This is a genomic window from Pseudophaeobacter sp. 1A09344 (assembly GCF_041008745.1).
In the GTDB taxonomy this organism is placed as follows: domain Bacteria; phylum Pseudomonadota; class Alphaproteobacteria; order Rhodobacterales; family Rhodobacteraceae; genus Phycobacter; species Phycobacter gallaeciensis_A.
Window position 1 is genome coordinate 487,018 of the sequence record NZ_JAXGFS010000001.1, and the last position, 16,656, is coordinate 503,673.

Below are 16,656 nucleotides of genomic sequence, written 5' to 3' on the forward strand. Positions count from 1 at the left end.
TCAGTGCCTGTCGAGCAGCAAGAGCTGAAGCGCCGCCCGGCGCGCGGTATCCTCAAGCCCCATCGCCCGTAGTGCAACCAGCGCGGCGCTGAGATCGCCCAGGTTGCCGTCGGCGCCATGGGCAAAGAGCTCGATGGTCTGCAAGATCGCTTCGCCCAGCTGGCCGTTGTCCAGAAGGCGGGCGATGGAGACAGGCATTTCTGCGTCGGCAGCAAAACCGGTCGCGATGGAGGCCGACAGATCGGAAGGGGGCTGTACCTCTGCTGGGCGGCCTTGTGCCAAAGCAGCCAGAAACAGATCTTCGGCGGAGCGCGACGGCGGATTATGCGCCGCGAGTTCATAGCTTCGCGCCAAAAGCCGAATACGCCAGGCCAATTCGGCGGCCTCTCCCTGCAGGCGTGCGCGGCCCAGATCGTCGGCAAAAAGATCGGCAAAGGCGACTTCGATCCGGGAGGCCTGCGCGGCCTCCCAGGCAGACTGAAGGGCGTCATCCAGTGCCGTAGATGTGCCCGGATCGCTCCGATTGCCGCGCAGCGCGGTTTCAAAGGTCTGCAGGGCGCGGACCCGGTCCCAGATACCGCCGGAGGCGGCAGGTTTGCGTTCGGTGAACAGGCCAAGCAGTTGGTTGGGGTTAAGCGCCCCGACACGGGTCAGTCGCTCTGCCGCCTCAAGCTGGGCTTTCCAACCGGCGATGTCGCGCAGATCGGCAGCGGCAAAGGCGCGCGGCAAGGGCGCCGTCGGTTGCCGTTCTCCGATGGTTTCAAACAGGCGGAAGGTCAGGGGATCAGGATTGTCTGGCGCCGGAAGCGGTGCGGCTCCTTCGAAGATATCCGGATTCAGGAACCGGTCGAGCAAGGCCAGCGCCGGTGGATCCAGCAGCTCCAGCGCATGGGCGGATTCCAGCATTAGCGCCGCGGTCGGCCAGTCGCCGCGCCGGGCCGCGCAAAAGATCCGCGCGCTGTAATCTGGCGCCAGATAGGGTGCAGCGGTCAGCGCGGCGCAGGCGCGGTCCTCATCCCCGGTCAGGAGCGTGCTGTCGAACCAGCGGTCGAAACGAGCGCGTGTTTCCGACGGTCCAGCCTGTTCGGCCAGCGCCTGTGCCGGGTCGATGGCACCGAGGTCGATCAGCCGGTCGAGGCGGGCCAGCAGAATGGCGTCATCGCCGCCGGGCAAGGGGCGACTCTCTGATAGAATGACAGTGAACAGCAGCGACTGCATCGCCGGGCTGTTATGCACCGGCACGTCGCGCAGCAGCCGTGCAATGTCCTGCGGAGCGCTGCCGCGCCAAAGGTCGATTGGCAGCCCGGTGGCAGAGGGCGTCACCAATCCGATCGGGGGCAACAGCGCCTCAAGCGGGGTTACCGAGATTTCCGGCCGCGCGGCGCTTCCCGCAGTTGGCGGCTCCAGCAGCACTGTATCCGGCAATACCTGGCTTTGGGTTTGTCCCAGCCAGTCGATCACCGTCAGCGGTTCCTCCGCCAGTGGCGGAGAGGCGCCCGCAGCGCCCGCAAATATCGCCGAAAGGGCAAGGGCCAGAGGTCCTGAAGAACGCCTAGTCGGCATGCAGGACCACCGGTTTGCGGATCTCCTCTGTCGGGGCGCTGAAATCAGCGCCGAACCACGGGCCGACATAGGCGTATCCCACCAGGCCGATCGCGGCCAGAACAACAATATAAAATAGATATTTGATCAAACTTGCCATTGCGTCCCTGCTGCCTGCTTCTTTGTGTTTTGCTCAAGTTATATATGGCCTTTTCGGCAATATCACGTCATTCACTGAAGAATGAGCGAAAAAGAGCAAACCGAAGAAACTGTGACCGTCGGACCGACACCGGGAAGGCTGAAAAAGACGATCGTCATGGTTGGGATGATGGGCGCGGGCAAGACCGCTGTGGGCCGGGCGCTGGCTGCCCGGCTGGATGTGCCGTTTCTGGATAGCGACCATGAAATCGAAGCTGCCGCCAATATGTCGATCCCGGAGATCTTCTCGCGCGATGGGGAGCCGTTTTTCCGGCTCAAGGAACGTCAGGTCATCGCCCGCTTGCTCGAAGAAGAGCGCGGTGTGCTTTCGACCGGGGGCGGCGCCTTCCTGTCCGAAGAGAATCGCACCCTGATCACCGAAGGCGGTGTGTCGGTCTGGCTGCAGGCGGACCTTGAGGTTCTGTGGAACCGGGTGCGCCACCGGGACAGTCGCCCTTTGTTACGTACCAGTGACCCCAAGGCCACCCTGCGCGAGCTTTATGACGCGAGGGTGCCATTTTATGAAAAGGCCGACCTGACGGTGAAATCCGACGGGCAGGCTTCGATTGAAACAATGGTCGACCGGGTGCTTGAGGCCCTGAAGGAGCGGCCAGACGTATTGGAATGGACGAAATAATGCAGCGCACAGTTCACGTACCCCTTGGCGAGCGCGCCTATGATGTGGTGATCGGTCCCGGCCTGTTGCAGGAGGCGGGCAAGCGGATCAAACCGCTGCTGAACCGCCCCCGGGTTGCGGTTCTGACCGACGAAAACGTGGCGGCCAGGCACCTTGATACCCTGCGGGCCGGACTGGCGGCGGAAGGCATCGAAATGGATGCGCTGGCCTTGCCGCCCGGCGAAAGCACCAAAGCCTGGCCACAGTTTTCGCGCGCCGTCGAATGGCTTCTTGAGACGCAGGTGGAACGCTCTGACATCGTGATTGCCCTTGGCGGTGGTGTGATCGGGGATCTGGCCGGGTTTGCGGCGGCGGTCCTGCGGCGGGGTGTGCGTTTCGTGCAGATCCCGACCTCCCTGCTGGCGCAGGTCGACAGTTCGGTCGGAGGCAAGACCGGGATCAACGCGCCGCAGGGCAAGAACCTGATCGGCGCTTTTCACCAGCCTTCGCTGGTGCTGGCGGATACCGAGGTGCTGGGCACGCTGACCGCGCGGGATTTCCTGTCCGGCTATGGCGAGGTGGTGAAATACGGTCTGCTGGGCGATGCTGCGTTCTTTGACTGGCTTGAAGAACACGGCCCGGCACTGGCGGCGGGCGATATGGCGGCCCGGGTCGAAGCGGTGGCCCGCTCGGTCCAGATGAAGGCGGATATCGTCGTGCGCGATGAGACCGAGCAGGGGGATCGCGCCTTGCTGAACCTTGGCCATACATTCTGCCACGCGCTGGAGGCGGCGACCGGCTATTCCGACCGTCTGATGCATGGCGAAGGCGTTGCCATCGGCTGCGCGCTTGCGTTCGAATTGTCCTCGCGTCTGGGGCTGTGCAGTCAGGAGGATCCCAGCCGGGTCCGCGCCCATCTGAAGGCGATGGGGATGAAGGCGGATCTGTCGGATATCCGCGGCGATCTGCCCGGCGCTGTGGCGCTGCTGGACCTGATGGGGCAGGACAAGAAGGTGATCGCCGGCCAGCTGCGGTTCGTTCTGGCGCGCGGCATTGGCAATGCCTTCGTGACGGCAGATGTGCCGCGCGAGACGGTGCTGGCCGTGCTGGAGGATGCGCTGGCCCTGCGTCAGGTCGAACGGGCGTAACCATTCCGGGGAATGGGGGCTGTTGGCCCCCGTCCTGTTACAGGTCGTCTGCCGATGGCTAGCGGCCTTTCACCACCATCATCTCCCCGATGTTCTCCGAGGTGATATAGCCTGCAAGAGCGCCTGTTTTTGTCGTGACGACAACGGCAGGCGCGCCCTTGTGCAGGGCGTCGAGAACGGTCTCCAGCCCGGCAGTCAGCGGGACCGAGGGGATATCATTTGTCATCAGCATGGAAACCGCCTTCATGCGCGGGGTTTCTGCGGCGATGGCGGCGAACAGATCGCCGCGCGTCACAAAACCCAGCGGGCGGCCTGTGGCATCCAGAACCGGGAATTCATGCTGGGTGGTGCGGATGACTGCGGCAGAGGCCGTGTCTAGCGTGTCCTCAGGGCGCAGCGCCTCGAAACTGGTGATCATGGCATCGCGGGCCATGAACCGCTTGGTCACGGCGCGCATCGCCACGTCCTGATTTTCGGCATTGGCGGCAATGAAGACAAAGCCCGCCACCAGCACCAATACCGGGTTGCCGGAGGTGAGGCCGAGATATGCCAGCCCCATGGCGGCGATCTGCCCGGCGATGGCGGCGATGCGGGTCGCCTTGACCCGGTCCATCTTGAGGCACAGCGCAGCACGAAGCACCCGGCCGCCATCCATCGGAAAGGCGGGGATCAGGTTGAAGACTGCAAGGATCAGGTTCACCAGCGCCAAACGGCCCAGGAAATTCCAGCCGGAAAACTCCTGCGCCGGATCTGCCAGGCTCGCCAGATCCCAGCGGCCCGCACCAATCACCACCAGAATGGCCCAGATTGCAATGTTGACGGCAGGTCCGGCAAAGGCCACCGCGATCTCGTGCCAGGGGTTGGACGGCATCCGTTCCAACCGTGCCAGACCGCCGATGGGCAACAGGGTGATGTCGGGGGTGTCAATGCCGTATCGCCGCGCCATCAGCGCATGGCCGAATTCATGGGCCAGAACACAGGCAAACAGCGCCAGCACGAAAACGGTGTTCTCAATGGCGCCGGGCAGGCCCTGTTCGCTGTAGGCAGAAAGCCCGATCCACCCCAGAAGAAGGAAGAAGGTGACATGAACTCTGACCTCTGAGCCAAAGAGGCGGCCGAGAGAAAAAGACCATGTCATCGCGTCATTCCTTTTGCAGCCTGTGCGGATCGGGCAAGGATCATCAGGGAGATATCACCAAGGCTGTATCGCCAGGGTGATATCACGCGTCAGAACCGTTAGATCAGAACGGGATCTCGTCGTCGTCGATATTGTGCGAGGGGCCACCCTGACCGCCACCGCCAAAGCCACCGCCCTGGGGTCCGCTGTCGTAGCCACCGCCGCCACCGCCATATCCGCCGCCGCCGCCACCGTAGCTGCCGCCACCCTGGCCGCCACCACCGCCGCCTTCACCGCGGCCATCCAGCATGGTCAGGGTGGAGCCAAAGCCCTGCAGGACGACTTCGGTGGAATAACGGTCCTGACCGTTTTGATCCTGCCATTTGCGTGTTTGCAGCTGGCCTTCGATATAGACCTTGGAGCCCTTGCGCAGGTATTGCTCGCAGACGCGCACCAGACCTTCGTTGAAGACGGCAACGCTGTGCCATTCGGTCTTTTCGCGGCGTTCACCGGTGTTGCGGTCTTTCCAGGTTTCAGAGGTGGCGATGCGCAGGTTGCACACCTTGCCGCCGTTCTGAAAGGTCCGCACCTCTGGGTCGCGGCCCAGGTTACCGATGAGGATGACTTTGTTGACTGAGCCGGCCATTTGGTCCTGTCCTTGTTCTTATTGGATGTTCTTGTCTGTGGATGGGCATCTGGTGTCAGAACCGAATCTGAGCGCGCCCGGATTTTGGGCCACAGTACAGACCCGCAAGCTCTGATGAAAGCAACCTTCTTGGCCGCGGGGCGCGGGGGGGGCGCAGGTTTTCGGTCGGGCAGCCTCCCACCAGAATCTGTTTGCCGCACTCTGACGCTTTCAATTTAGTTAAGATCCGCTATAGTCTCGCCGGTCGGAAAACGGATCGCGACGGTAACAGAGTTGAGGGCCGCTATGTTTGGGCAAGCCACGTTTAAGACCGCTTTGATCAATGTCTATGCAATGAACTCTCGTGGCCTTGCTGCGGCTGCCGGGGTTTCGTTATTGGCGACTGGCGCTACCGCCGACATGTTCTCGACCAAGAACCAGCGCAGCCTGTTCGCCGCCCATACCAAGGTTCTGGATGGCCGTGCGGCGCAACAATACGAGAACTCCAGCCGTCTGTTGCCGCGGTCCTCATTTGAAACGGGCCAGTATGGCAGTCTGCCCTATACCGGCAAATACCGTGGGAAATTCATGACCATGGCGCGCGCCGCAGCGCGCAAACACGGCGTGCCCGAGGATCTGTTTCTGCGTCTCGTGCAACAGGAAAGTAACTGGAACCCCGGCGCGAAATCCCACAAAGGCGCTCTGGGGCTGGCGCAGCTGATGCCGCAGACCGCCCGGTCGCTGGGGGTGGATCCCGCTGTCCCGCAGGAAAACCTGGAAGGCGGCGCGCGGTACCTGGCGCGCCAATTCCGTAAGTTCGGCTCCTGGCGCTTGGCACTGGCTGCATATAACGCAGGCCCCGAGGCAGTCCAGAAACACGGCGGCGTGCCGCCTTACCGTGAAACCCAGGCCTATGTAAAAACGATCTGGGGCGGCTGACCGCTTACGAAACGCCTTGAACCGCACCCGTTTGGATCGGCCCGGATCACGACCGTGTTAACGCCTCGGTAAACTTGGTAAATGCCGCGTTAACTTCTTTTCTCCGCCACGAAGCTGCCCGAATTACCCCTGAAAAATGCGAGCAGTTTCAGGAGGATTTGCCGTGACAGCCTACAGTTTTGATGATCGCCTTGACCGTATGCACTGGACCCCGTCGGCGGGTCCCAGCCGCGAGATCGTCGACAGCGTCCTTGGCGCGCGGCAGCGTGCCGGCGCCCGCAGTGTCGGTGTTACCCTTGCCGGGGCCATCGTGGGAATACTGATTGGCTTTGGCCTGATCGGCATGTCCTTCGAACAGTCGCCCTGGGGGCCGGGCAGCGGTGCTGTCGGTCTCGTGTTTGGTACCCTGTCGCTGGCCGGTCTGGCCCTGTCGGTCACGCTGGCCTTGTTCGCGGCGTGGAAAAGCAAACGTTTCCCGCGCTTGATGCAGTTCGCCTCGATGAACCTTCTGATGATCGTTGTTCTGTTGCTGAGTTAACCAGTATCGGCCCGCCCCATGATCGGGGCGGGTCTTTTCCTAGCTTTATTGTCGGGAATTGCGCTTGATCAAGGTCGGGGCTATAGCTGCCGGGTACTTCGCGTGGGGACTGCCCCGGATCCAAAGGCCCTGATGATGACGATTTCTCCTTTCTGGCGCATGGGCGCCGCTGCCCGTTGCCTTGCCTTGTTGGTCGTCGCGGCATCACCGCATACTGCATTGGCCGAGGATGCAGAGCTGACGCCGGTTGAGGCCTTGGGAGAGGCTCTGTTTCACGATCCGATCTTGTCGCAGAACCGCACTCAGTCCTGTGCCAGTTGTCATGATGCCGAATATGGCTTCACCGATCCACGCCGTTCTGCCGATGGTGCGTTTTCGCTGGGGGATGACGGGCACTCGCTGGGCGACCGCAACGCGCCAAGCGCGGCTTACGCGGCCTTCACGCCGCCGTTTCACCAGAAGGAAGACGGAAGCTGGGCCGGTGGGATGTTCTGGGACGGGCGCGCCCGGGATCTGGCAGAGCAGGCCGCGGGGCCGCCGCTGAACCCGATCGAGATGGGGCTAAGTGATAAGGCGCAGCTCGTCGCGCGCCTGAAGGAAGAGCCGGACTATGTCACAGCCTTTCAGCAGAACTTCGGCGCGGATGTCCTGAAGGATCCGGAGGCCGGGTATGCGGCGATGACCGAGGCGCTGGCGGTCTACGAGAGAACCGCCATCTTTGCGCCGTTCGACAGCAAGTACGACCGTTTCCTACGCGGTGAGGTGCAGCTCAGCAAAGAAGAAGAATTGGGCCGGATCCTGTTCTTCTCGGAGCAGTTCACCAATTGCAACCAGTGCCACCAGCTGAAGCGCAGCGCGATGGATCCGCAGGAGACCTTCACCAACTACAGCTACCACAATATCGGCGTGCCTGAGAATGTTCTGGGGCGGGCCGAGAACGGCGTTGCCGCCGGTACCATTGACGACGGGCTGCTTGCCAACCCGGCGGTCAGTGATCCGGCAGAGCGGGGCAAGTTCAAGACGCCGGGACTGCGTAACGTGGCTGTCACCGGCCCCTATATGCACAACGGGGTGTTTCAGGAGCTGCGCACGGTGATTGCCTTTTACAATCGCTACAACAGCAAATCGGACGCCGCGCAGATCAATCCCGAAACCGGAAAACCCTGGGGGCCGCCGCCGGTTGCAGGCACCCTGTCGACCACCGAGCTCACCCACGGGCCTGCGCTGGATGACCGGCGCATTGACGCCCTGGTTGCGTTTCTGAAAACGCTGACCGATCAGCGCTACGAAGAGTATCTGGAATAGAAAGGGCGCCCGCGTGATGAACGCGGGCGCCGCTTTGGGTGTGATCAGAGTGGCTACTCGGCGGCGATCTTGATGACCGGGTTCATCCGTTCAAGGATCTCATCGCTGAGGTGGCATTTGATCTGATGCCCGCCCTGCATGTCGCGCACCGGGGGGACCTCGCGTTCACAGAGACCGCCCGGAACTTCGCTCTTCCAGCGACAGCGGGTCTGGAACGGACAGCCTGATGGCGGGTTCATCGCTGACGGGATGTCGCCTTCGAGAACGATATGCTCCTTTTCCACCGATGTATCGGCGATGGGAACCGCGCTCAGCAGGGCCTCTGTATAGGGGTGATAGGGTGGCGAGAAGACCTGATCGGTCGTCCCCAGCTCCACCACATGGCCGAGATACATCACCATCACCCGGTCGCTGAGATAGCGCACGATGGACAGGTCGTGGCTGATGAACAGCAGCGTCGTCTTCTCGTTGCGCTGGATCTCCATCAGAAGATCGGTCACCGCCGCCTGCACCGACACATCCAGTGCCGAGACGGGTTCATCCGCCACAACGATGCGTGCACCGCCAGCAAAGGCGCGGGCGATGCCGACGCGCTGTTTTTGTCCGCCGGACAGCTGCCGCGGCATGCGGTCGGCAAAGGCGCGGGGTAGTTTCACCAGATCCAGCAGCTCCAGCATCCTCTGCTTGCGCTCCGCGTCGTTGTCACCGATGCCAAAGATTTCCAGCGCCCGGGTGATCTGCCGTCCGACGGTCATCGACGGGTTCAGCGTATCAAAGGGGTTCTGGAACACCATCTGCACGTCCGAAATCGTCTTGGTGTTGCGTTCTTCGATCGGGGTCTGTTCGATGTTCTGGCCATCCATCAGGATATCCCCGTCGGTGGCGGTTTCGAGCCCCATCAGCACCTTGGCAAAAGTGGATTTGCCACACCCCGATTCACCGACGATGGCCAGCGTTTCGGATTCGCGGGCCTCGAAGCTGAGCGTTTCATTGGCTTTCACCACCTTCTTGGCGCCGCCACCGAACAGGGCATTCGCCGCCACCTCGTAGTATTTCTTAAGCTTGTCGATCTTGAGGACAACCTCACCCGGGGCGGTCTTTTCCTTCTTGTCGGCTACGGTGATCGGCGCGTTCCAGTCGATTTCCTGGAACTTCAGGCAGCGCGTGGCGTGGCGGTCATTGCCGGGCACATCGGCCATGGCAATGTCGCCCGCATCGCAGCGGCCCGCTTCGAAATAATCGCAGCGCGGACCGAAGTTGCAGCCCGGCGGGCGTTCGTGGGGCAGTGGGAAGTTGCCCGGAATCGCCACCAGCGGGCGCGCGTTCTTGTCGGCACCCGGCAGCGGGATCGAGCGGAACAGCGCCTGCGTATAGGGGTGCTGCATCTCGTCAAAGACGTCTTCGATACTGCCGCGCTCCACTGCTTCGCCGGAGTACATCACGCAGAGCCGGTCACAGGTTTCCAGGACAAGGCCAAGGTTGTGAGAGATGAACAGCATCGAGGTGCCGTATTTCTTGCCCAGATCCTTGACCAGTTCGACCACCGCAGCCTCCACCGTCACGTCAAGGGCGGTGGTGGGCTCATCCAGGATCAGCAGTGCCGGTTTCGACATCAGCGCCATGGCGATGACGATCCGCTGCTGTTGGCCGCCCGACAGCTGGTGCGGATAGCTGTTCAGCATCCGCTCCGGGTCGGGGAGGCGCACGTCGGTGACAACTTCAAGGGCGCGCTTGTAGGCTTCCTCTTCGCTGACGCCCTCGTGGATCATCGGCACTTCCATCAGCTGCTTGCCGATTTTCATCGCCGGGTTAAGGCTGGCCATTGGCTCCTGATAGATCATCGCGATTTCGTTGCCGCGGATGTCGCGCAACTCCTCGACGCTCATCTCGCCCAGATCGCGGCCCTTGAACTTGATCGAGCCGCCCACGATGCGGCCGTTCTTGCCAAGGTCCTGCATCACCCCAAGGGCGACAGTGGATTTACCGCAGCCGGATTCGCCCACAAGGCCAACCGCTTCGCCGGGCATCACGGAGACGGAAAAATCCATCACCGCCGGGATTTCGCGCAGCCGGGTGAAAAAGGAGATCGACAGGCGGTCGATTTCCAGGATCGGGCCATCGGTTTGCTCAAGCTTGCTCATGTCATCAATCCCTCAGGCTTTCTTCGCGCAGACCATCGGCCAGCAGGTTCAGACCCAGCACCAGGCTCAGCAGAGCGATGGCGGGGGGCAGGGCCGGGTGCAGGTAGATCGACAAGAGCTTGCGCCCTTCGTTGATGGTCGATCCCCAGTCCGGGCTTTCGGGCGGCAGGCCAAGGCCGAAGAAACCCAGAGTCCCGAGAAGGATGGTCGTGTAACCAATGCGCAGGCAAAAATCGACGATCAGCGGCCCGCGTGCGTTCGGCAGAACCTCCCACAGCATGATGTACCAGGGACGCTCACCCCGGGTCTGCGCGGCGGCCACGTAATCGCGGGTCTTGATGTCCATCGTCAGGCCCCGCACGATGCGGAACACGGTGGGTGAGTTCACGAAGACCACCGAGACAAAGACCACAAGGATACCGCCCGGAATGTCGAACAGATCCACCGGCCAGAAGTCGATCTTGGACCCCTTGGCATTGATCAGCGACATGTAAAGGATGAACAGCGGCGCCAGAACGACAGCTAGGATGATGAAGTTCTTCTTGGGCTGCGTCCGGTAGCGGGCGTTCAGCAGCACCCCGAAGAATACCATCGGGAAGGCAAAGAGCACCACTGCCATATACTGCGGCAGGCCGGTTTCGACGATCTCGGGGGTTACCATCAGGTAGAACAGCAGGATCACCGGGAAGGCCAGGATCAGGTTGGCGAGGAACGACAGGAAGGTGTCCAGTTTGCCGCCATAGTATCCGGCCGGCAGCCCCAGGGTGATCCCCACCATGAAGGCAAAGGTCGTCGCGAGCGGGGCAATTTTCACCACCTCCCAGGAGCCTTTGACCATCCGGCTGAACACATCCCGAGCCAGGTTGTCACCGCCAAGGAGATACCATTGGAATTCCCCCTCTTCGGCGCCGCGCAGGGGCGTGCCGGGGGCTTTGTTTTTCATGCCCGACGCCTGCGACAGCGCATCATGGGTGGCCAGCATGTCAAAGGCCGCAAAAAAGCCGGTGAAGACCCAGAACATGACAAGGCCAAAGCCGATCATGCCGATGGGGCTGTCAAACAGCTTGCCATAAAGGCCAAGACGCCGCTTGAAGGTGATGGAAACGGCATAAAGCACCACAAGGGCGATCCAGACCGGCAGCATCTGCTGCGACAGGGCGCCGATGATGCCCGCGCCGGTGCCCATCACGAGGCCAAGCAGCAGATAGGCCAGAAGGATGACGGCCGAGGCCAGGAAGGTGAGGCGCACGGCCAGCGCGGCAAGGCCCTGCGGCCCGGCCGACAGGCTGAGCGTACCGCCTGCGTTGGTAATGGCGCGTTCCTCGGGGGTGACCGCGCCGATGATGATCCAAAGAAGGATCGAGATTGCCAGTAGTCCCAAAGCCGCAAAAAGAAGCGGGTTGAGAAAGGCGATTGATCCGGTCCAGCTGAGTGGTTCCATAGTCTTTCTCCGTCTTCAGGAAATGCGAATGCGTGGGTTGAGGTAGACGTAGCCGATGTCCGAGATCAGCTGCGTGATCAACACCACGAGAACCGAGACGACCGAGACGCCCAGCAGCAGTTCGATATCGTTGTTGCCAGCGGCTTGTACCAGCGTCCAGCCAAAGCCCTTGTAGTTGAACAGGGTCTCAACGATCACCACGCCGTTCAGGAGCCAAGGGAACTGCAGCATGATCACGGTGAAAGGCGCGATCAGCGCGTTGCGCAGGGCATGTTTCATGACGATCTTGGGAAAGCTCACCCCTTTGAGCCGTGCGGTGCGGATATATTGCGCCGTCATCACCTCGGTCATCGAGGCGCGGGTCATGCGTGCGATATAGCCCATGCCATAAAGGGCGATGGTCAGAACCGGCAGCAGGAAGTTTTCGATGTTGGGGCTTTCCATCGCGCTGGTCGCGGTGCCCTTGAACCATTTGAGGCCGACGGCAGAGGAGGAGAAAATAGCGATAAACAGGACGCCGGAAACATATTCGGGTGTCGCCGTGGTGGTGATGGCAAAGGTCGACAGTGTTCGGTCGGTGGCAGAGCCTTCCTTCATGCCCGCCAGAACGCCAAGGATCAGCGCCGAGGGCACCATGACCAGCATCACCCAGAACATCAGCGTGCCCGTCAGCGACAGGCGGGTGGCGATGATGGAACTGACCTCATCCTTGAACACCGTGGAATAACCCCAATAGCCCTGCAGGATGCCGCAGAACTGCGGGGCCTCGGCTGGGTCCATGCCCGGAGTGATGCAGCGGCCGGTGATGGTGCCATCCTCAGCCGTGTGCTGGTAAGATGGCGCGACGCCGATCCATTCCATGTATTTCTTTGGCGTGGATTGCAGGTAACCGCCTTTTTCCAGCCAGCTGGCCACGGCTTCGTCCGACATGCGGAAGTTGCCCTGGGTCTTGGCGAGTTTTTCAAGGTTCGGATAGAGGTTTGTCATGAAGAACACGACAAAGGTCAGACAAAGCGCCGTCAGGATCATGACCCCGACGCGTCTGAGGATAAACAGTCCCATGGATGCCCCCATTGGTGGCTATGCGCCCGGTTCAATGCCGCTGCGCTTTTGCTAGGCGCGGATGCGCCCTGTCTTTTGGCTGTGCTACGGGTCCAGCGGAAACGGGCCGCGCGATGCGCGGCCCGTGCAGGTCCAGGTCAGGCTTTGAGAGCCCACTTGTAAAGCTGGGGCAGGTCCGCAATGTGCTTGTCGACACCGACCAGGGTATCCCGGTGGTGACGCATGGCGGTGCGCCAGTAAGGCTGGATGGTGACGCCTTCGTCGATCATGATGGCTTGCAGTTTGCCCATCACTTCGCGGCGCTTGTCGGCATCTGCGATCGAGTTGGCCTCGGCCAGCAGAGCGTCGAACTCGGCATTTGCAAAGCCGCTTTCGTTCCAGGCCTCGCCCGAGCGATAGGCCAGTGCCAGTACCTGAGTGCCCAGCGGGCGGTGGTTCCAGTTGGTCGAGGAGAAGGGATATTTCACCCAGTCGTTCCAGAAGGTGGAACCGGGCAGGATGGTCCGCTTCACGTTGATGCCTGCATCGCGCAGCTGGGCTGCCACCGCATCGGTTGTGTTGCGGCGCCAGTCATCGTCGATCGACAGCAGCTCGTGCTCGTAATCGCCCATGCCTGCTTCATCCATCAGGGCCTTGGCCTTGGCGGGGTCATAGGGGATACGGGTGACGCTGGGGTCGTGCTCCGGGTGCATCGGGCCGACGTGGCAGTTGTCTGCCGGGATGCCGTAGCCGGACATGCCCAGTTCAAGGCAGACGTTGTTGTCGACTGCCATGGCCAGGGCCTGGCGCACGCGCTTGTCAGCATAGGGCTTCATGCCATCGACTTCGGCCAGCTGGTTCGGGCGGATGACGATGGTAAAGCCGGAGGGGATTTCCGATCGGGTCAGGCCGATGCTGTCGAAGATGTCGACATATTCACCGACCGACTCCCAGTTCATGTCGATTTCTTCGGCCTCGAAGGCGGCCAGGAAGGCGGCCGGATCGGTGCCGTAGTCGATGAACTCGATGCGGTCCAGATGGCCGCCCTTACCAGCGGCGTAGCCCCACCACTCGTGGTCCTCGTTGCGCACCAGCACACCCTTGACACCGACTTCCATGCTCTCGGGCAGCATGTAACCGGTACCGATCGGGTTCTCCAGCATGGTTGCCGCGTCATGGCTGGCATGGGTGATGGCTGCGGGATAGTCCGCCATGCCGGGGATGATGGTGATGTCCGGCGTGTTGGTCTTCAGCATCACGGTGTGGCTGTCCACCACGGTGATGGCGCCATCTGCGGCCTTGCCAGTGGCTTCGTCGATCAGCGATGCCATGCGGCCTGCCATCGAGTTGCCTTCGACGCTCTTGTCACACCAGCCGGCGATGTTGCGAGCCACGTCCTCGGCGGTGAAATCGTCGCCGTTGTTCCATTTGACGCCTTTGCGGACGTTCAGGGTGTATTCGGTCGCATCGGCATTGGCGCTCCAGCTTTCCAGCAGCATCGGGCCGAAAGAGCCGTCGCTGTTGTATTCGACCAGATATTCCAGCCAGCCGGCGGTAAAGGTCGCGATCTGGGTCCAGTCAAAAGTGCGCGGATCCTTGAGCGCACGGACCTCCATCTGCATACGCAGGGTGCCACCCTTCTGGGCATGTGCAGCGGCCTGCACCGGGGTCTCCAGACCGATCAGCCCATAGGCGGCTGCGGCGCTGACGCCCAGTGCGGTGGAGCGGGCCAGGAATTCACGGCGGCTCAGTTTGCCGTTTTTGACTTCCTCGGCATGCATCTGGGCGGCCCAGTGGATCGGCGCGCCGGTGGTGGTATCGTTGTTCATACGGATCTCCCTGTTTGCACCAACAGGACGCTTGGCCCTGCCTCGAGGTGGCGATGGTATGTCCGGATTGCGGTCCGGAAAGGTGCTATTTTTGAATTTCGCCGTCTCACGCACCTATTCGGCCTCATAAGGCGGCTTAGGTCAATGCACAGATTCGGCGGAATACGGCAGAAAAGCGACCTTTTTTGCGTCGTTTTCGTATATTCGCGGTGGGTCGCGCCACAGGACTGGGCAGAAGTGCCCAGTTCTCCGCAGGGTTGAGGTGCAAACGGGGGCCTGGGCCGACTCACGACGGCAGGTCGCGGGCAGAGGCTGGAACGTTACTGGGGAATAGCGGCTTTGCGCGCCTTCTTGCGCAGGGCGCTTGGTGTCTCACCGGTGTGCTGGGTGATGAAGCGAGTGAAATAGGCGGCGCTGCCGAACCCCAGTTGGGCGGCAATGTCGCGCATGGCCAGATCGCTTGAAATCAGCAGGCTGCGGGCCGCGTGAAGCTGCCGCTCTGTCAGCAGCGTGGCGGCAGTCTTGCCGGTTTCCGCCTTGCAGACCCGGGTCAGGTGGGTCGGCGTTACGTTCAGCGCAGCGGCGTGATCTGCCATGCTGGCGTGTTCATCGAAATAGGTAACCACCCGCTTGCAATAGGCCTGTGACAGGCGCCGCGCGGCGTTTGGTTTCACCGGGGGTAGGGGGCCGGAGGGGGGCTGACGGCGCAGCTGGATGCTGATCAGATCGGTGTAGGACTGCATGGCCCGGCGCCACAGGGCAGGATGAGTGGATTGTTCGACCGACACCGCCTCAAGCAGGCTGTTGAGACGCGCTTGCTCGACCGGGTCGTTGAACTTCAGGTGTAGCGGCTCGGGCGGCATCGACACGGGCGCGGTGGCGGGCACGATCAGGGCCTGACCCAGGCATTGGCGTCCGAATTCCACTGACCACAGATTGCCGGCCGGAAAGAACAGCGCCGTATGCGCGCCAAAGCCGCGCCGGTGCCCATCCATCAGGAAACGACCCTGTCCGCGTGTGATCCAGATCAGCACATGCTCGGCGCGATCATGCGCGAGTTCTGTTTGCCAAGGACCGTCCGGGTAGAGACGCGAAAGCGGCGAAACGTGAAGATCTTCGGCTGGTTTCGGGTCGAATGGCATGAGATGTTACATAGATTTACTTAAACTTTATCGATGTAACAGCGCATGAAAATGTGATTCTGGCAAGTTCCTGCCGAAGAAGGTTAAAAATTGATAAATTTGTGCCTCTTACCTGCACCTGCCGTTTAGCTGAGCTGATAGCCGATCTCCGGGGAGATTTTCCGCCATTTATCCATGCGGGCACGGAACCAGGTGCGCTGCCGTTTGGCGAAACGGCGGGTGGCAATCGCGGCGCTTTCCTCCGCCTCCTCCAGCGTCATTCTGCCAGTGGCATAGGCCATGAGTTCCGGCGCGCCGATCGCCTTGCAGGAGGGCAGGCTGGGGTCGAACCGATCTCGCATGGCCTCGACTTCATCCATGGCGCCCTGATCCAGCATGGCGCGGAACCGTTTGCGGATGCGTGCCTCCAGCCAGTCCTTACTGCTTTCCAGCACCAACGCACTGCAGGCGTTCAGCGGCAGGGGCGGCGGCGGGGTGTCATCCTGCCAATCGGCCAGCGCCCGTCCCGTGGCGGTCAGCACCTCCCAGGCGCGCTGCACGCGGGCACGGTTCTGCACATCGATGCGGGCCGCGGTCTGGGGATCAAGCGCCGACAGCAAGTCTTCGAGCGACATCGAATCGCCCTCGGCCCGGACTTCTGCAGGTGTGGGCGGGATTTCAGCCATACCTTCGGTCAAAGCACTGAAATAAAGGCCGGTTCCGCCGACGATGATCGGCCGCTGCGCTCCTGACAGCAGCGGCACCACCTCCCGTAGCCAGTGACCGGCGGAATAGGGCGCATCATAGGCCACATGCCCATAAAGCTGGTGCGGCGCGCGGGCTTCTTCTTCGGCAGAAGGGCGGGCGGTAACGATCCGCCAACAGTCGAACACCTGGCTGGCATCGGCGTTGACCACCACACCGCCTTGTTTTTCCGCAATTTCCAGCGCGAGCGCGGATTTCCCCGAGGCCGTTGGGCCAGCGATCAGAACGGGCCTATCCGGATCGATGCGAAGTTCTGTCATGTCAGCCTGTCCTCACCGAGGGCGGATTTG

General features: G+C 61.8%; 15 protein-coding genes. 5 read left to right on the top strand and 10 right to left on the bottom strand.

The window, feature by feature from the left end; all coding sequences use genetic code 11:
* Both SM765_RS02200 and SM765_RS02205 read right to left on the bottom strand, forming a co-directional pair.
* Nucleotides 1–1,563: a hypothetical protein gene (locus SM765_RS02200; protein WP_274836937.1), complete on the bottom strand. Its 1,563-nt coding sequence runs from the start codon at nucleotides 1,561–1,563 to the stop codon at nucleotides 1–3.
* The gene (locus tag SM765_RS02205) at nucleotides 1,553–1,702 is read right to left on the bottom strand and encodes a hypothetical protein (RefSeq protein WP_197492328.1); all 150 of its coding nucleotides are present in this window, start codon (nucleotides 1,700–1,702) and stop codon (nucleotides 1,553–1,555) included. The genes SM765_RS02200 and SM765_RS02205 overlap by 11 nt, the downstream gene beginning before the upstream one ends.
* Before the next feature lie 81 nt (nucleotides 1,703–1,783).
* Here SM765_RS02205 and SM765_RS02210 point away from each other — a divergent pair, with 81 nt between their 5' ends.
* Together SM765_RS02210 and aroB are read left to right on the top strand one after the other, a co-directional pair.
* Nucleotides 1,784–2,377, top strand: a complete 594-nt coding sequence (locus SM765_RS02210; RefSeq protein WP_065273414.1) for a shikimate kinase — start codon at nucleotides 1,784–1,786, stop codon at nucleotides 2,375–2,377.
* Nucleotides 2,377–3,504, top strand: coding sequence for a 3-dehydroquinate synthase (gene aroB / locus SM765_RS02215; RefSeq protein WP_274836938.1), 1,128 nt, complete (start codon nucleotides 2,377–2,379; stop codon nucleotides 3,502–3,504). The genes SM765_RS02210 and aroB overlap by 1 nt, the downstream gene beginning before the upstream one ends.
* 58 nt (nucleotides 3,505–3,562) lie before the next feature.
* On the opposite strand, the gene SM765_RS02220 is transcribed toward aroB, so the two are convergent.
* Both SM765_RS02220 and SM765_RS02225 read right to left on the bottom strand, forming a co-directional pair.
* The gene (locus SM765_RS02220; protein ID WP_274836940.1) at nucleotides 3,563–4,642 is read right to left on the bottom strand and encodes a site-2 protease family protein; all 1,080 of its coding nucleotides are present in this window, start codon (nucleotides 4,640–4,642) and stop codon (nucleotides 3,563–3,565) included.
* Between the two features lie 103 nt (nucleotides 4,643–4,745).
* Nucleotides 4,746–5,267 (bottom strand): single-stranded DNA-binding protein, encoded by a 522-nt coding sequence (locus tag SM765_RS02225; protein ID WP_274836942.1) that lies wholly within the window; start codon nucleotides 5,265–5,267, stop codon nucleotides 4,746–4,748.
* Between the two features lie 399 nt (nucleotides 5,268–5,666).
* On the opposite strand from SM765_RS02225, the gene SM765_RS02230 reads away from it, so the two are divergent.
* The 3 genes from SM765_RS02230 to SM765_RS02240 all read left to right on the top strand — a co-directional run bounded on the left by SM765_RS02230 (nucleotide 5,667) and on the right by SM765_RS02240 (nucleotide 8,028).
* Nucleotides 5,667–6,185: a lytic transglycosylase domain-containing protein gene (locus SM765_RS02230; RefSeq protein WP_425537371.1), complete on the top strand. Its 519-nt coding sequence runs from the start codon at nucleotides 5,667–5,669 to the stop codon at nucleotides 6,183–6,185.
* Nucleotides 6,186–6,348: 163 nt separating this feature from the next.
* Nucleotides 6,349–6,723 (top strand): hypothetical protein, encoded by a 375-nt coding sequence (locus SM765_RS02235; RefSeq protein WP_274836943.1) that lies wholly within the window; start codon nucleotides 6,349–6,351, stop codon nucleotides 6,721–6,723.
* A 135-nt stretch (nucleotides 6,724–6,858) separates the two neighbouring features.
* Nucleotides 6,859–8,028: a cytochrome-c peroxidase gene (locus SM765_RS02240; protein WP_274836945.1), complete on the top strand. Its 1,170-nt coding sequence runs from the start codon at nucleotides 6,859–6,861 to the stop codon at nucleotides 8,026–8,028.
* A gap of 53 nt (nucleotides 8,029–8,081) precedes the next feature.
* Here SM765_RS02240 and SM765_RS02245 read toward each other — a convergent pair whose 3' ends face one another.
* The 6 genes from SM765_RS02245 to miaA all read right to left on the bottom strand — a co-directional run bounded on the left by SM765_RS02245 (nucleotide 8,082) and on the right by miaA (nucleotide 16,626).
* Nucleotides 8,082–10,169, bottom strand: a complete 2,088-nt coding sequence (locus SM765_RS02245) for a dipeptide ABC transporter ATP-binding protein (RefSeq protein ID WP_065273419.1) — start codon at nucleotides 10,167–10,169, stop codon at nucleotides 8,082–8,084.
* A gap of 4 nt (nucleotides 10,170–10,173) precedes the next feature.
* Nucleotides 10,174–11,610, bottom strand: a complete 1,437-nt coding sequence (locus SM765_RS02250; protein ID WP_274827996.1) for an ABC transporter permease — start codon at nucleotides 11,608–11,610, stop codon at nucleotides 10,174–10,176.
* 15 nt (nucleotides 11,611–11,625) lie between these two features.
* A complete protein-coding gene (locus tag SM765_RS02255) occupies nucleotides 11,626–12,672 on the bottom strand; it encodes an ABC transporter permease (RefSeq protein ID WP_274836947.1) in 1,047 nt (348 codons plus the stop codon).
* Nucleotides 12,673–12,809: 137 nt separating this feature from the next.
* The gene (locus SM765_RS02260; protein ID WP_274833938.1) at nucleotides 12,810–14,480 is read right to left on the bottom strand and encodes an ABC transporter substrate-binding protein; all 1,671 of its coding nucleotides are present in this window, start codon (nucleotides 14,478–14,480) and stop codon (nucleotides 12,810–12,812) included.
* Nucleotides 14,481–14,800: 320 nt separating this feature from the next.
* Nucleotides 14,801–15,622 (bottom strand): helix-turn-helix transcriptional regulator, encoded by an 822-nt coding sequence (locus tag SM765_RS02265; RefSeq protein WP_274827999.1) that lies wholly within the window; start codon nucleotides 15,620–15,622, stop codon nucleotides 14,801–14,803.
* A 125-nt stretch (nucleotides 15,623–15,747) separates the two neighbouring features.
* Nucleotides 15,748–16,626, bottom strand: a complete 879-nt coding sequence (miaA, locus tag SM765_RS02270) for a tRNA (adenosine(37)-N6)-dimethylallyltransferase MiaA (RefSeq protein WP_274836951.1) — start codon at nucleotides 16,624–16,626, stop codon at nucleotides 15,748–15,750.
* Between the last annotated feature and the right edge of the window lie 30 nt (nucleotides 16,627–16,656).

Coding starts and splice junctions, on each gene's coding strand:
- SM765_RS02200 (WP_274836937.1), bottom strand. CDS start 1,563: ATGCCGACTAGGCGTTCTTCAGGACCTCTGGCCCTTGCCCTTTCGGCG.
- SM765_RS02205 (WP_197492328.1), bottom strand. CDS start 1,702: ATGGCAAGTTTGATCAAATATCTATTTTATATTGTTGTTCTGGCCGCG.
- SM765_RS02210 (WP_065273414.1), top strand. CDS start 1,784: ATGAGCGAAAAAGAGCAAACCGAAGAAACTGTGACCGTCGGACCGACA.
- aroB (WP_274836938.1), top strand. CDS start 2,377: ATGCAGCGCACAGTTCACGTACCCCTTGGCGAGCGCGCCTATGATGTG.
- SM765_RS02220 (WP_274836940.1), bottom strand. CDS start 4,642: ATGACATGGTCTTTTTCTCTCGGCCGCCTCTTTGGCTCAGAGGTCAGA.
- SM765_RS02225 (WP_274836942.1), bottom strand. CDS start 5,267: ATGGCCGGCTCAGTCAACAAAGTCATCCTCATCGGTAACCTGGGCCGC.
- SM765_RS02230 (WP_425537371.1), top strand. CDS start 5,667: ATGTTCTCGACCAAGAACCAGCGCAGCCTGTTCGCCGCCCATACCAAG.
- SM765_RS02240 (WP_274836945.1), top strand. CDS start 6,859: ATGACGATTTCTCCTTTCTGGCGCATGGGCGCCGCTGCCCGTTGCCTT.
- SM765_RS02245 (WP_065273419.1), bottom strand. CDS start 10,169: ATGAGCAAGCTTGAGCAAACCGATGGCCCGATCCTGGAAATCGACCGC.
- SM765_RS02250 (WP_274827996.1), bottom strand. CDS start 11,610: ATGGAACCACTCAGCTGGACCGGATCAATCGCCTTTCTCAACCCGCTT.
- SM765_RS02255 (WP_274836947.1), bottom strand. CDS start 12,672: ATGGGACTGTTTATCCTCAGACGCGTCGGGGTCATGATCCTGACGGCG.
- SM765_RS02260 (WP_274833938.1), bottom strand. CDS start 14,480: ATGAACAACGATACCACCACCGGCGCGCCGATCCACTGGGCCGCCCAG.
- SM765_RS02265 (WP_274827999.1), bottom strand. CDS start 15,622: ATGCCATTCGACCCGAAACCAGCCGAAGATCTTCACGTTTCGCCGCTT.
- miaA (WP_274836951.1), bottom strand. CDS start 16,626: ATGACAGAACTTCGCATCGATCCGGATAGGCCCGTTCTGATCGCTGGC.